Origin of the sequence: Rhizobium sp. SSA_523 (assembly GCF_030435705.1) — a bacterium.
Lineage (GTDB): Bacteria > Pseudomonadota > Alphaproteobacteria > Rhizobiales > Rhizobiaceae > Neorhizobium.
The window spans coordinates 2,270,930-2,284,560 of sequence record NZ_CP129382.1 but is presented as its reverse complement, the minus strand read 5'-3'; the positions used below and the strand labels follow the sequence as shown (position 1 = coordinate 2,284,560).

Below are 13,631 nucleotides of genomic sequence, written 5' to 3'. Positions count from 1 at the left end.
AGGAGAGCCCGTGAAACTCATCGACCCCACCCATCCGTTCTTCAAGCCGCTCTGGCGGCGCATTCTCACCGTCGTCCTGCCGGCGGTCTGGGGTCTGGTCGAGCTTTCCAACAATGCCATCGGCTGGGCGATCATCTTTCTCGCTGCCTCTGCCTATGCAGCCTATGAGCTACTGATCATGTATCACCGGTCCATCGCCAGGGCAGCGGCCGAGGATGCCGAAAAACAGGCCCGGCTGGCGGCCGAAAGGGGAGACGAGGAATGAGCCATCTTCTGCGCAAACCATCCGGCACGACCGGAAAGGTCCACGATATCACGCCGGAAAGTGCCGATTGGGGCTATGTCGGCTTCGGCCTGTACCGGTTGAAGGCCGGCGAGCGTGCCGAGGAGCCAACCGGCGATACGGAGGTGATCCTGGTCCTCGTCGAAGGCAAGGCGACGATCACCGGATCCGGCAGGGATTTCGGTGAGCTCGGCGACCGGATGAGCGTGTTCGAGAAAAAGCCGCCGCACTGCGTCTATGTTCCGGCCGGCAGCGATTGGTCGGCAGTGGCGACGACGGATTGCACGCTGGCCATCTGCACGGCCCCCGCCAAGCCGGGGCGCGAGGCGCAGGTTATCGGTCCGGCCGGCATCAGCCTGACCCAGCGCGGCAAGGCTGCCAATACCCGCCACATCTTCCCGATTGCCATGGAGGAGCGGGATGTCGCCGACAGCCTTCTGGTGACGGAGGTCTTCACGCCCTCCGGCAACTGGTCGTCCTATCCGCCGCATCGGCACGACGAAGACAATTATCCGGACATGACTTATCTGGAGGAGACCTATTACCATCGCCTGAACCCGTCGCAGGGCTTCGGCTTTCAGCGCGTCTTCACCGAAGACGGATCGCTGGACGAAACCATGGCGGTGTCCGACGGTGATGTGGTGCTCGTGCCGAAGGGGCATCATCCGTGCGGTGTGCCTTACGGATACGAAATGTATTATCTCAATGTCATGGCGGGGCCCATGCGCAAATGGCGCTTCCGCAACCATATGGATCACGACTGGATCTACCAGCGCGACAATCCCTGAGCCAAGCGCCACCCGCCTGTTCATTGCTCGACCGGGGGAGATCCCCCGGTTTTGTTCTAAATCCTGATCGAGATTTGACCCTAGACGACACTCGGCGAGGGATTGCCATGGATCGGCCTTTGCTGTTCCGGCGTGCGGCTGGTGGCGACCGGAACGACGGGTTCCTGCTCCGCCTCTTCCGTCGGCTGGGTGGTGAAGCCCTTGGCGCTCGACAATTCATGCACATCGCGGCCGATCAGGACAGGGCTGACGGCAAAGGCCGATACCAGCTGCGCGACGGAGGTCAGCGCATGCTTATGGATCCGCTCATAGCCGTGGGAGGCATCGATGCCAAAGGTCGCGAGGGCGGTCCGGATGTCGTGCCCGGCCTCCAGTGCCGAGGCGGAGTCGGATCGATAATAGCGAAACACGTCCTTCTGATGCGGGATGGCATGCTCCTCGCATAATTCCACCAATTTGCGGGTAAGGTGGTAGTCAAAGGGGCCGGTCTGGTCGGCCATGGCGATGGTGACGCCGAATTCCGAAGAATTCTGCCCCGGCGCGCTGGTGCCGTTATCGATGGTCAGCATGGAGGCGATATCGGCGGAGACGACGGAGGACGCGCCGACGCCCACTTCTTCGGCAATGGTGAACAGCCAATGCGTATCCACCGGCGTCCTGGCCTTGGTTCGCTCCAGCGCCTCGATGGCGGCGAGAAGAATGGCAACCCCTGCCTTGTCGTCCAGATGCCGCGAATTGATAAAGCCATTGTCCAGAAATTCCATGCCCGTATCGATGGCGACCGTATCGCCGACATCGATGCCGAGAGCCCGGGTTTCCGCAGCGGATTGCGTGATGGCATCGATGCGCAATTCGACATAGGGCCAGCCGACCGGCAGCGTATCCACTTCCAGGTTGAAGGTGTGGCCTGATGCCTTGAGCGGCAGGATCGTGCCGCGGAAGGCACCGTGATAGCTGTAGATGGTCACCCGCGCGCCTTCGGCGAAGCGGGCGGACCAGTGGCCGATCGGCACCAGCTCCAGCCGGCCGTTATCCTTGATCGCCTTCACCTGGGCGCCCAGCGTGTCGACATGCGCGACGATGGCACGCGCGCCCTGCCGGCGGCTTCCCTGGCGCACGGCCCGAATGGCGCCGCGGCGTGTCAGTTCCGGGGTGAGCCCCAGCCGCTCCAGTTCCTTGGAGCAGTGGATGACGACCTGATCGGTATAGCCTGTCGGGCTATTGATCTCGAGCAGAGCCTTCAGCTGGCGCAGCAGGTAATCTTCGTCGATATCGATAGTCATGGCTTACATTTTACCAAGCGCGTAGAGGGCGGCGCGGTGGCCGGAAAGGGGGAAGAGCAGATCGACGAACCGTTCCGCGGTGGGCTGCGGCTCGTGATTGGCAAGACCCGGACGCTCATTGGCCTCGATGAAGACATAGTCCGGATCCGTCGGGCCCTTGACCATGAAATCGATGCCAACCACCGGAATATCGATGGCACGCGCGGCCTTGATCGCAGCTTCGACCAAGCGCGGATGGACAATGGCGGTGACGTCGTGGATCGAGCCGCCGGTGTGCAGATTGGCTGCCTTCCGAACGACGATGTCGCGCCCTTCCTCCAGTACATCGTCGAGCGTCAGGTCCGAGAGCTGCAGGCATCGCTGTGTCTCGCCGTCGACCGGAATGGTGCTTTCTCCGCCCGTTGCCGCCGCGCGACGGCGGGACAGGGTCTCGATCAGCTGCCGGATCGTGCTGCGGCCGTCACCGATGACATGCGGAGGGCGCCGGATAGCGGCAGCGACCAGCTTGAAGTCGATCACCACCAGGCGCAGATCCTCGCCCTCGAAGCAGGCTTCGATCAGCACGCGGTCGCAGACCTCGCGCGCGGCCTTAATGGCCGTCTTGATCTCGGCCAGGCTGGACAGGCCGACAGCGACGGCTCGACCCTGTTCGCCTCGGGCGGGCTTGACCACCACCCGGCCGTGCCGTTCCAGAAAGGCCCGCAATTCGTCCTCGTCATCGCCGGCGGTCATCTGCTCCGGCACGACCAGGCCGGCGCGCTCCACCACGCGCCGCGTCACGGCCTTGTCGTCGCAGATCGACATGGCGACGCCGGACGTCATTTCCGACAGGCTTTCGCGGCAATGGACCGAACGGCCACCGGAGGACAGACGGAAAAATCCGCCCTCGGCATCGGTGATCTCGACATGGACGCCCCGACGGCGCGCTTCGTCGACAATCAGGCGCGCATAGGGATTGAGGGCGTCGTAAGCCTCCAGCGGACGGGCGAAGAGCCGCTCATTGATGGAATTCTTGCGCTTGATGGAGAAGGCGGGGATGCGACGAAAGCCAAGCTTCTCGTAAAGGGCAATGGCCTGGTGATTGTCATGCAGCACCGAGAGATCCATGAAGGCGCTGCCGCGGGCCTTGAAATGCTCGCCGAGGCGCCGGACCAGGGTCTCCCCAATGCCGGCATGGCGTGCCTGCGGATCGACCGCCAGGCACCAGAGGGAGGCCCCCTGTTCGGGATCGGCAAAGGCGCGGACGTGATCGATACCGGTGACGGTGCCGACAACCTCGCCGGTCGTCTCGTCTTCCGCCACAAGATAGGTAATGGCGCGATTGTCGCGGTTGGACCAGAAGAAATCCGGGCGAACCTGCACCATGCCGCGCGCCGCGTAGATCCGGTTCACGGCGCGTGCATCGGCCTCGGATGTCAGCCGGCGGACGAAGAAGCCGCGCGGCTGCCGTCGGCCCGAGCGGTAGGTGGCGAGGTCCAGCCGGAAGGTGTGCGAGGGGTCGAGGAAGATTTCCTGCGGCGCCTGGGCCAGAAGCACATGCGGATCGGACACGTAGACGGCAATGTCGCGATGATCCGGAGCCTCCTCCCGCAGTGCCGCGACGAGCTCATTGCCATCATCGAAGGTCTGGGCGAAGATCAGACGCCCCCAGCCGCAATCAATGCTGGATGCCGGCTCTATCGCTTCCTCATGGCCGTGCCCTGCATGGCCAAGCGATTCGAATCGCTTGCGTTTCAGCCGGTGGGCCACGGCCTTCTCGCTGCGGAAGCGGGCCAGACGCTCGCTCGTCTTGTTGTTCGCCATAAGCTCACACCCCCTGGGCTTGAAGCCACATTTCCAGCAGGCCGACCTGCCAGAGCTCTGAACCCTGCAAGGGCGTGATGTGGCTGGTCGGATCGGTGAACAGCTGCTGCAGATAATCCTGCCTGAAGATGCCGCGATCGCGGGCCGACTGCGAGGTCAGCGCGTCGCGCACCATGTCGAGATAAGGTCCATCGACATATTTCAACTGCGGGACCGGGAAATAGCCCTTCTTGCGATCGATCACCTCATGGGGAACGACGAGCCGTGCGGCATCCTTCAGGACGCCCTTGCCGCCATCGTTCAGCTTGAACTCCGGCGGGATCTTCGCGGCCAGTTCGACCAGCTCGTGATCGAGGAAGGGCACGCGCGCCTCCAGGCCCCAGGCCATGGTCATATTGTCCACGCGCTTGACCGGATCGTCCACCAGCATCACCTGGCTGTCGAGGCGCAAAGCCCGGTCGACGGGCGTATCGGCCTCTCCGCGCATCAGATGCGCGGCGACGAGGTCGCGGCTGACATCGCTGTCGGCCATCCAGTCCGGGTTGAGCTGTGTGGCAAGCACGGAATGGGAGCGATCGAAGAAGACCTTGGCATAGTCGTCGACGACATTCTCGCTATCCTTCAGCGGCGGATACCAGTGATAGCCGGCGAAGACCTCATCGGCGCCCTGGCCGGACTGGACGACGCGAATATGTTTCGAAACTTCCTTGGCCAGCAGGTAGAAGCCAACATTGTCATAGGAGACCATCGGCTCGGACATGGCGCCGATCACGCCGGGCAGGGCCTCCATCAATTCCGACGAGGGAACGAAGATCTTGTGGTGGTCCGTGCCGAAGTGCTTGGCGATCAGGTCGGAATAGACGAATTCGTCGCCCTTTTCGCCATTGGCTTCCTCGAAACCGACGGAGAAGGTCATCAGATCCTTCTGGCCCTCTTCCGCCAGAAGCCCGGTAATGATGCTCGAATCGACGCCGCCGGACAACAGGACGCCAACCGGCACATCGGCGACCATGCGCCGCCGGACCGCAATGCGCAGGGCATCGAGGACCCGATCCCGCCATTCCTCGCGGCTGAGGCCGGAGAGCGAAGGATCGCGCTGGTGGGGCGGGTTCCAGTAGACCGTATCGGTCTCCGTACCGTCGGCAGCGATCACCCGTATGGTTGCGGGCGGCAGTTTCTTGACGCCGTTCAAGATGGTGCGCGGCGGGGGAACGACCGCATGGAAACTCATGTAATGATGAAGGGCGTTGCGGTCGATCGACGTATCGATCTCGCCGCCTTTCACCAAAGCCGGCAGGGTGGAAGCAAAGCGCAAGCCCTTGCCTACGCGGGCCAGGTAAAGCGGCTTGATGCCGAAGCGGTCGCGCGCCATGACCACGCGGTTGGTATCACGCTCATGGATGACGAAGGCAAACATGCCGTGGAAGCGGCTGACGCAATCGGTCCCCCAGGCATGCCAGGCCTTCAGGATGACTTCGGTATCGCCGTGCGAAAAGAACCGGTAGCCCTTAGCCTCCAGTTCGGAGCGCAGCTCCGGATAATTGTAGATGCAGCCGTTGAACGCGATGGTGAGGCCCAGTTCGCCATCCACCATGGGTTGGCGCGCCTTCTGCGACAGATCGATGATGGACAACCGCCGATGCGACAGCGCCGTCGAGCCATGGATGACCATGCCCGAGCCATCCGGCCCGCGGGGCGCGATCGCCTCCATCATCCGTGCTTGAACCAAAGGGGATGGCTGAGCGCCGTCGAACCGAATTTCTCCGCAGATACCACACACTGTGCTGCTTTAAGCCTCGCTTTTTCTTCATCAAAATTCCCGGCCGCCGGGATTGGCGGGGGACGCGAAAGGCCGGGTTTTGCCGCAGAGGACAAAATCCAGCCAAGGGCCAAACGAAAAGGTTCCAGAAAGGTTGCGAAATTGTCTTGAGAAAGTGCCGGAGTCCGGCGAGGGCTCTTACGGCTGCGTCAGAAAATCATCCCGCGCTACGGCGGAATGATTTTCTGCGATCAGCGAAGGCAGGCCGACCGCGTGGCAAGATGCTCACCCTGGTGCTAGAGCACGCAGTATAAGTCTCGTCATTCGGTCGCATTCGCTTATTCTAACGTGACTATGTATCACGCTTGCGCATATTAGCAGGCAATTTACAAGTCTGCATCGAAAAACTTCGCGAGCCGCTCTGTTCTTGCAGGATCTTTGTTGCGGAATACGGCCCGGCTTCTTGCCGTTGGACAGGATCGAGCCATGCGCGGGCATGATGCTCTTGGATCAACTTGGCGCCCGTCTTCACATGGAATACGCAAAGGCCTCGAGAGGGTGGGACAATGGCGCTGTCGACGCCCCCAGGTCGAGTCGCTGATATCGAACGGAGACGGCTCAAAGCGGCAGGGCGAGCATGGTAGGTCAAAGGCGGGCAGGGCGGGCAGGGCAGGGCAGGGCAGGGCCAGCGCACATGAAGCGGACTGGAAGCGGTCAGGACACGGCGGGGCTCTTACAAAGAAGAACCCCGCACAACCGCAGGCGCAGTGTCAGGCATCCGCCCGGAAGGTCTGTTTCTGGGTGCCGAGACCGTCGATGCCGAGTTCCACAACATCACCGGGTTTCAGATAGCGCGGCGGCTTCATGCCCATGCCGACGCCGGGCGGCGTGCCGGTGGAGATCACGTCGCCGGGCTGCAGCGACATGAATTGCGACAGGTAGGAGACGAGGAAGGCCACGCCATAGACCATGGTGCCGGTGGTGCCGTTCTGCATGGTCTCGCCATTGACCTTCAGCCACATCGACAGGTTCTGCGGATCGGCCACCTCGTCCTTGGTGACCAGCCAGGGGCCGATCGGCCCGAATGTGTCGCAGGATTTGCCCTTGGTCCACTGGCCGGCGCGTTCCGCCTGGAAAGCGCGCTCCGACACGTCATGGCTGACGCAATAGCCGGCGACATAATCGAGCGCCTCGTCCTGCGAGACATATTTCGCCGTCTTGCCGATGACGATGCCGAGTTCGACCTCCCAATCGGTCTTTTCCGAGCCGCGCGGGATCAGCACATCGTCATTGGGACCGCAAATGGCGGACGTCGCCTTCATGAAGATGACCGGCTCGGGCGGAACGGCCATGCCGGATTCGGCGGCATGATCGGAATAGTTGAGCCCGATGCAGATGAATTTGCCGGTGCCGGCCACGCAAGGACCGAGACGCCCGCCGGCCGGAACCTCCGGGAGGCTCGACGGATCGATCGCCGCCAGTCGTGCAAGCTCTGCCGGATCAAGAGCGGCACCGCCGATGTCCGTCACCTGGCCGGAGAGATCGCGGATCGTGCCATTGGCATCGACAAGGCCGGGGCGTTCCGCGCCGGGCTCTCCATAACGAAGTAGTTTCATCTGATGGGCTCCTTCCCTTCATGTCTCTCCACCGCCGCACCAGACGAACACCTCCGCTGGCCGGGCCGCCTGTCATCTCGCGTTCGCCGCCGATAGGCAAGGGCGGAGTTGCGGCGAGCCGTTCGCCCTCCCGCCTCTTTGCCGCCGGGACGGAAGTGCCGCAGATCCGCTCCCAGCCGCCCCAGCCGCCCCAGCCGCCCTTGCGCCCGTTTGGAACCCGCCTTCGCCTGCCACGTTAGCTGACGCCGGCAGATCGTTTGCGCAGGCGGGAGAACGGGCATGGACGAGACAGGACGCCAAGGCGACAGCGGAAGAACCGGCAACAGCGGAAGAACGGGCGATAGCGGAAGGTTTGGCGATCGACGGTCCGGGCCTGGTGGCCGCGCCTATGCCGGAGCCGCCGGTCGGGCGGATATTCCTGATGCGGAGACCCTGCGCCGTCTTGCCAAGCTCAGCAAGCTTGCAAGGGTGATGGACACCGCGCTGCGCATCCCCGGCACGAATATCCGCTTCGGCGCCGATTCGGTCCTCGGCATCGTGCCGGGCATCGGCGATGCCGCCGGCGCGCTGGTCGGGCTCCTCCTGCTCAACGAGGCGCGCCGCCTTGGCCTGCCGGGGAACAAGCAGCTCCAGATGCTGGGCAATGTTGCAACGGATGCGGTGCTGGGCAGCGTGCCTCTGGTGGGCGATGTCTTCGATCTCTATTTCAAATCCCACCGGCGCAATATCCGCATCCTGCTCGATCATTTCGGCCTGACACATGAAGACCTGCAGCACCGCATGCGCTGAAGCGCGCATTCCGGGACGTGTCACTGTGTGGAGGCGACGGAGCCGAAGAAGACGATGAAGAGATAGAGGCTGAAGGCGCCCAGTGCATAGATGATGATGAAGGTGATGGCAGTGCGCCCCACCTTCCGCTTTTTTTGACGCTCCGCCGGGCCATCCTCCGGGCTGGCGATCGGGTCGTTGTGTGGATCCTTGATCATCTGCTTGCCTTTCCTGCTTACCGTTCCCGCTTGCCGGCGTCTAACTGGTCACGGTCGTCGCAGTTCCCGGTCCGTCTCAGGTGGCCGACGACGCAAGAGGTAGAAGCAGGCGCCCGCCGACATCAAGGCCAGGGCGTACCAGGTGAGCGCGTAGACGAGATGGCTGTTGCGAAAAGCGATGACCGTCAGGCCCCCCACGGGAAAGGCAGCGCTATCGGCCAAGGCGTCGGCATCAATGAAATAGGGCGCGACATCTTCCAGCCCGGCTGCGGCGGCGATCGCCCCGACATCGCGGGAATACCAGCGGCCGGCGGCCGGATCATTGGCCCGCAGGAAGCCGCCGCCCGGTTCGCTGATGCGCAGAAGTCCGGTCACCGTCGTCACGCCCTCAACTTCGCTCGCCCGGCGCGAGCTCCGGTCTCGTCGGTCCGGCGGCACGAAGCCGCGATTGATGAGAATGATGCCGCGGTCGGCTGTCTCGAGCGGCGTGATCACCCAGAAGCCCGGGCCGCGTTCCGTCACGGCCTGGACGAGGACCTCATTCTCGTTGAGGAAGGTCCCTTGCGCCGTCACGTGGCGATATTCATCACCGGCGGCATTGATGTTTGGCCAAGCATCCCGTCCGGGCGCCGGAACGGCCGGTGCATGAACGCGCGCATCGACCCTGGCGATCAGGTCGAGTTTCCAGAACAGGCGCTGCACCTGCCAGCTGCCAAGCCCTAAGAAAACGAGCGTGAGGACCGCCATCGCAAGAGCAAAGACGATGGTGCGCCTTGCAGGGGGATGACGGGCCTCACGGGTCATGGCTGTTGCGTCCTCAGCCGCGGCAGCGAGCGCCGCGGCACCATGCCTTACGGCATGTTCTTCATCATTTCCGGGCTCATCGGCATCATATTCGTGTTCAGGTGATGCATGACCCAGAGCGAACCGGCAAGCGCGATGGCGACGATGATGATCGTGAAGATCAGCGCCAGCATGGTCCAGCCGCCTTCCGACTTGGTGTTCATGTGCAGGAAGTAGATCATGTGGACGACGATCTGCACGGCTCCGAGGCCCATGACGATCGCCACGGCCAGAGCCTTGCTGTCGATGACATTGCCCATGACCAGCCAGAAGGGAATGGCCGTGAGGATGACCGACAGGACAAAGCCGGTCAAATAGCTGTTGAAGGAGCCATGCGCGGCTTCATGCCCATGGCTATGGCCGTGATGGGCCGTCTCGGCGCTCTCATGCGCCGGCGCGTGCGGTTGCGAACTCATCCGATCACTCCAATCAGGTAAACGAGGGAGAAGACGCCGATCCAGATCACGTCCAGGAAGTGCCAGAACATCGACAGGCACATCAGCCGGCGGCGATTGTCTTCGATCAGGCCGAACCTGGAGACCTGGACCATCAGCGTCACCAGCCAGATGCAGCCGAAGGTCACGTGCAGGCCGTGGGTCCCGACAAGGGTGAAGAAGGCCGAGAGGAAGGCCGACCGCTGCGGGGTGGCCCCTTCGTGGATCAGGTGGTTGAACTCGTAGAGTTCGATGCCGAGAAAGGCGAGACCGAAGAGGCCGGTAATGGCGAGCCATTTCAGCGTGCCCGCTTTGTCGCCCTTTTCCATCCGCAACATGGCAAAGCCATAGGTGATGGAGGAGAACAGCAGCATGGCCGTGTTGATGGCGACCAGGTTCAGGTCGAACAGATCAGCGGGCGAAGGGCCGGCCGCATAGCTGCGGCCGAGCACGGCATAGGTGACGAAGAGGACCGCGAACATCAGGCAGTCGCTCATCAGATAGATCCAGAAGCCCAGCATGGTGCTGTTTTCCGGATGATGATCTTCCGTCAGGTAGAAGGTCGGCTTTTCGGCCGAAACGGGTGTTGCACTCATGGTCAGGCCTGCTCCGCGAGCTGCTTCGTCCGTGCATTTTCCGTCGTGACGACGGTTTCGGCAGGGATGTAGTAGTCGCGCTTGTAGTTGAAGGTATGTGCGATGGAGACGACGATGATGCCGAGGAAGGACAAGGCAGCCAGCCACCACATGTACCAGATGAGACCGAAGGCCAGCGTCACGCTCAGGGCCGACAGGATCACGCCCGTTCCGGTGTTCCTGGGCATGTGGATCGGCCTGAAGCCTTCCACGGGCCGCACATAGCCGCGCCGCTTCATGTCATACCAGCTGTCATGATCGTGCACGACCGGGGTGAAGGCGAAGTTGTATTCCGGAGGCGGCGACGAGGTCGACCATTCCAGCGTCCGGCCGTTCCACGGATCGCCCGTCAGATCCCGCAGCTGATCGCGCTTCAGGAAGCTCACCACCAGCTGGATGACGAAGGATGCGATGCCGAGCGCGATCAGGAAGGCGCCGAAGGCCGCAATCACGAACCAGATCTGCAGCGAGGGGTCATCGAAATGGTTGATGCGGCGGGTCACGCCCATCAGGCCGAGCACGTAGAGCGGCATGAAGGCGAAGTAGAAACCGATCAGCCAGAACCAGAAGGACATCTTGCCCCAGAAGGGATCCAGCTTGTAGCCGAAGGCTTTCGGGAACCAGAAGTTGATGCCGGCGAGAAGGCCGAAGACCACGCCGCCGATGATGACATTGTGGAAGTGGGCGATCAGGAACAGCGAGTTGTGCAGCACGAAATCGGCCGGCGGAACGGCGAGCATGACCCCGGTCATGCCGCCGATGACGAAGGTCACCATGAAGCCGATGGTCCAGTACATCGGGACTTCGTAGCGGATGCGGCCACGATACATCGTGAACAGCCAGTTGAAGATCTTCGCGCCCGTCGGGATCGAGATGATCATCGTGGTGATGCCGAAGAAGGCGTTCACGCTGGCGCCCGAGCCCATGGTGAAGAAGTGGTGCAGCCAGACCAGGTAGGACAGGATGGTAATGACCACCGTCGCATAGACCATGGAGGCATAGCCGAAGAGGCGCTTGCCAGAATAGGTCGACACGATTTCGGAAAAGATGCCGAAGGCCGGCAGGATGAGGATGTACACTTCCGGATGACCCCAGATCCAGATGAGGTTGACATACATCATCGGATTGCCGCCGAGATCGTTGGTGAAGAAATTCGTGCCAACATAGCGGTCGAGCGTCAGGAGAACGAGGGTGGCCGTCAGGATCGGGAAGGAGGCGACGATCAGGACGTTGGTGCAGAGCGAGGTCCAGGTGAAGATCGGCATCTTCATCATGGTCATGCCGGGCGCGCGCATCTTCACGATGGTGGCAATCAGGTTGATGCCCGACAGCGTGGTGCCCACCCCGGCGACCTGCAGGCCCCAGATGTAATAGTCGACGCCGACACCCGGCGAGTAATCCGCGCCCGAGAGCGGCGGATAGGCCAGCCAGCCGGTGCGGGCGAATTCGCCGACGAAGAGCGACAGCATGATGATGACGGCGCCGGCCGTTGTCATCCAGAACGAGAAATTGTTCAGGAAGGGGAAGGATACGTCGCGCGCGCCGATCTGCAGCGGCACCACATAGTTCATGATTCCCGTCACCAGAGGCATGGCGAAGAAGAAGATCATGATCACGCCATGGGCGGTGAAGATCTGGTCATAGTGATGCGGCGGCAGATAGCCCTCATTGGCCCCGAAGGCGATTGCCTGCTGCGTGCGCATCATGACCGCATCGGCAAAGCCGCGCAGCAGCATCACGAGCGAGAGGATGACATACATGATGCCGATCTTCTTGTGATCGACACTGGTGAACCAGTCGTTCCAGAGATAGCCCCAGAGGCGGAAATAGGTGAGGGCGCCAAGGACGGCGCAGCCGCCCGCGATGACGGCCAGGAATGTCACCAGGAGGATGGGTTCATGCAAAAACGCCAGCGAGTCCAATGACAACCGACCGAAGATGAATTCCATCAGGTTACTGTTCGTAAACATCTCAGTTTCCAGTACGTCTCAAGCCGCGGCTTACGGCTTCGGATTGGTGTTGAGCTGGGCGGGAGCGACGCCCTCGCTCTTTGAGCCTTCGGCGCCGGCGTCCGCGGGATCGTTCACGCCTTCGGACTCCGTGCCGTGCTTGGCGCCATGACCCGTTGCCGGGAAGGTCGCGCCGGGACCGGCTTCGACCGACCAGCGGGTGTCATATTCCAGGCGATCGCGGTTTTCTTCGCTTTCCAGCCCGGCTCCGCCCATCATGTCGATATGCATCATCTCGTTCATGCACATCTGGCCTGGCTGGACGCAGAGGTTGAGGATCGCGTCGAACAGGCCGTTTTCCACCCGGGCGTAATAGGTCACCGGAACGCGGGTGCTCGGCCGCTCAAGCTTGATGAAGCTGTCGCGGTTCAGCATGGTGCCCTGGGTCTTCACACGGCTGACCCACTCGTTGAAGCCGTCATTGCTGAGGCCGTGGAACTTGAACTTCATGCCGGAAAAGCCGTCGCCGCTGTAATTGGCGGAGAAGCCGTCATAGACGCCTTGCCTGTTCATCACCGCGTGCAGCTTGGTCTGCATGCCTGGCATGGCGTAGATCTGCCCGGCAAGGGCGGGAATATAGAAGGAGTTCATCACCGTCGTGCCGGTGATCTTGAACTCGATCGGCGTATCGATCGGCGCCGCTATCTCGTTGACCGTGGCAATCCCCTGTTCCGGATAGAGGAAGAGCCATTTCCAGTCGAGCGCCACCACTTCGATGGTGATCGGCTTGATCTCGGCGGTCACGGGGCGCTGCGCATCGATGCGGTCGAGCGGGCGGTAGGGGTCGAGCTTGTGGGTGCTGATCCAGGTGACCGCTCCCAGCGCGATGATGATGGCCAGCGGCGCCGACCAGATCACCACTTCGAGGCGTGTCGAGTGATGCCATTCAGGGTCGTAGCGGGCCGTGGTGTTCGACTGCCGGTAATGCCAGGCGAAATAGAGCGTCAGGCACATTACGGGCACGATGATCAGCAGCATCAGCACGACCGATACGATGATCAGGTCACGCTGCTGCATGGCGATGTCGCCCGAGGGCGACATGACGACGAGGTCACAGCCCGACAGGGCCAGGGGTAAAGCGAGGGCACTAAGCCGGCGAATGAGTTTCATCAACCGAGGCATCTTTCAGTTCGAAATTTGCGTTTTGTCTACCTGCGACTAAAGCAGTACGGCGCCGCTCTCTATGAGGTCT

General features: G+C 62.2%; 13 protein-coding genes. 3 read left to right on the top strand and 10 right to left on the bottom strand.

Going from position 1 to position 13,631, the window contains the following annotated elements; genetic code table 11:
* The first annotated feature begins 10 nt into the window (after positions 1–10).
* A complete protein-coding gene (locus tag QTJ18_RS19255; protein ID WP_252755459.1) occupies positions 11–265 on the top strand; it encodes a hypothetical protein in 255 nt (84 codons plus the stop codon).
* Positions 262–1,071 carry a 5-deoxy-glucuronate isomerase gene (iolB, locus tag QTJ18_RS19250; RefSeq protein ID WP_252755458.1) on the top strand — a complete coding sequence of 270 codons (810 nt, stop codon included), beginning with the start codon at positions 262–264 and terminating at the stop codon, positions 1,069–1,071. Before QTJ18_RS19255 ends, iolB begins: the two co-directional genes overlap by 4 nt.
* A gap of 80 nt (positions 1,072–1,151) precedes the next feature.
* On the opposite strand, the gene QTJ18_RS19245 is transcribed toward iolB, so the two are convergent.
* From QTJ18_RS19245 to QTJ18_RS19230, 4 genes are all read right to left on the bottom strand, one after another.
* Positions 1,152–2,354: an osmoprotectant NAGGN system M42 family peptidase gene (locus tag QTJ18_RS19245; protein ID WP_252755457.1), complete on the bottom strand. Its 1,203-nt coding sequence runs from the start codon at positions 2,352–2,354 to the stop codon at positions 1,152–1,154.
* Between the two features lie 3 nt (positions 2,355–2,357).
* Complete coding sequence (ngg, locus tag QTJ18_RS19240; protein ID WP_252755456.1) at positions 2,358–4,157, bottom strand: N-acetylglutaminylglutamine synthetase; 1,800 nt, start codon at positions 4,155–4,157, stop codon at positions 2,358–2,360.
* Between the two features lie 4 nt (positions 4,158–4,161).
* Positions 4,162–5,937, bottom strand: coding sequence for an N-acetylglutaminylglutamine amidotransferase (locus QTJ18_RS19235; protein WP_252755455.1), 1,776 nt, complete (start codon positions 5,935–5,937; stop codon positions 4,162–4,164).
* A gap of 749 nt (positions 5,938–6,686) precedes the next feature.
* Positions 6,687–7,532 (bottom strand): fumarylacetoacetate hydrolase family protein, encoded by an 846-nt coding sequence (locus QTJ18_RS19230; protein WP_301557746.1) that lies wholly within the window; start codon positions 7,530–7,532, stop codon positions 6,687–6,689.
* 414 nt (positions 7,533–7,946) lie between these two features.
* Between QTJ18_RS19230 and QTJ18_RS19225 the strand changes: the two genes are divergently transcribed.
* Positions 7,947–8,321, top strand: a complete 375-nt coding sequence (locus tag QTJ18_RS19225; RefSeq protein ID WP_252752871.1) for a DUF4112 domain-containing protein — start codon at positions 7,947–7,949, stop codon at positions 8,319–8,321.
* 20 nt (positions 8,322–8,341) lie between these two features.
* Here QTJ18_RS19225 and QTJ18_RS19220 read toward each other — a convergent pair whose 3' ends face one another.
* Genes QTJ18_RS19220 through cyoA form a run of 6 tightly spaced genes read right to left on the bottom strand, consistent with a single transcriptional unit; the run spans position 8,342 to position 13,561 of the window.
* Positions 8,342–8,518, bottom strand: coding sequence for a hypothetical protein (locus tag QTJ18_RS19220; RefSeq protein WP_252752442.1), 177 nt, complete (start codon positions 8,516–8,518; stop codon positions 8,342–8,344).
* Positions 8,519–8,566: 48 nt separating this feature from the next.
* Entirely contained in the window at positions 8,567–9,322 is a 756-nt protein-coding gene (locus QTJ18_RS19215; protein ID WP_489667197.1) for an SURF1 family protein, read from the bottom strand.
* A gap of 47 nt (positions 9,323–9,369) precedes the next feature.
* Positions 9,370–9,777 (bottom strand): cytochrome o ubiquinol oxidase subunit IV, encoded by a 408-nt coding sequence (cyoD, locus tag QTJ18_RS19210; RefSeq protein WP_252752443.1) that lies wholly within the window; start codon positions 9,775–9,777, stop codon positions 9,370–9,372.
* On the bottom strand, positions 9,774–10,391 hold the full coding sequence (gene cyoC, locus QTJ18_RS19205; RefSeq protein WP_252752444.1) for a cytochrome o ubiquinol oxidase subunit III: 618 nt from the start codon (positions 10,389–10,391) through the stop codon (positions 9,774–9,776). Before cyoC ends, cyoD begins: the two co-directional genes overlap by 4 nt.
* A 2-nt stretch (positions 10,392–10,393) precedes the next feature.
* A complete protein-coding gene (gene cyoB / locus QTJ18_RS19200; protein ID WP_252752445.1) occupies positions 10,394–12,400 on the bottom strand; it encodes a cytochrome o ubiquinol oxidase subunit I in 2,007 nt (668 codons plus the stop codon).
* A 30-nt stretch (positions 12,401–12,430) separates the two neighbouring features.
* The gene (gene cyoA, locus QTJ18_RS19195; RefSeq protein WP_252752446.1) at positions 12,431–13,561 is read right to left on the bottom strand and encodes a ubiquinol oxidase subunit II; all 1,131 of its coding nucleotides are present in this window, start codon (positions 13,559–13,561) and stop codon (positions 12,431–12,433) included.
* Positions 13,562–13,631 lie beyond the last annotated feature (70 nt).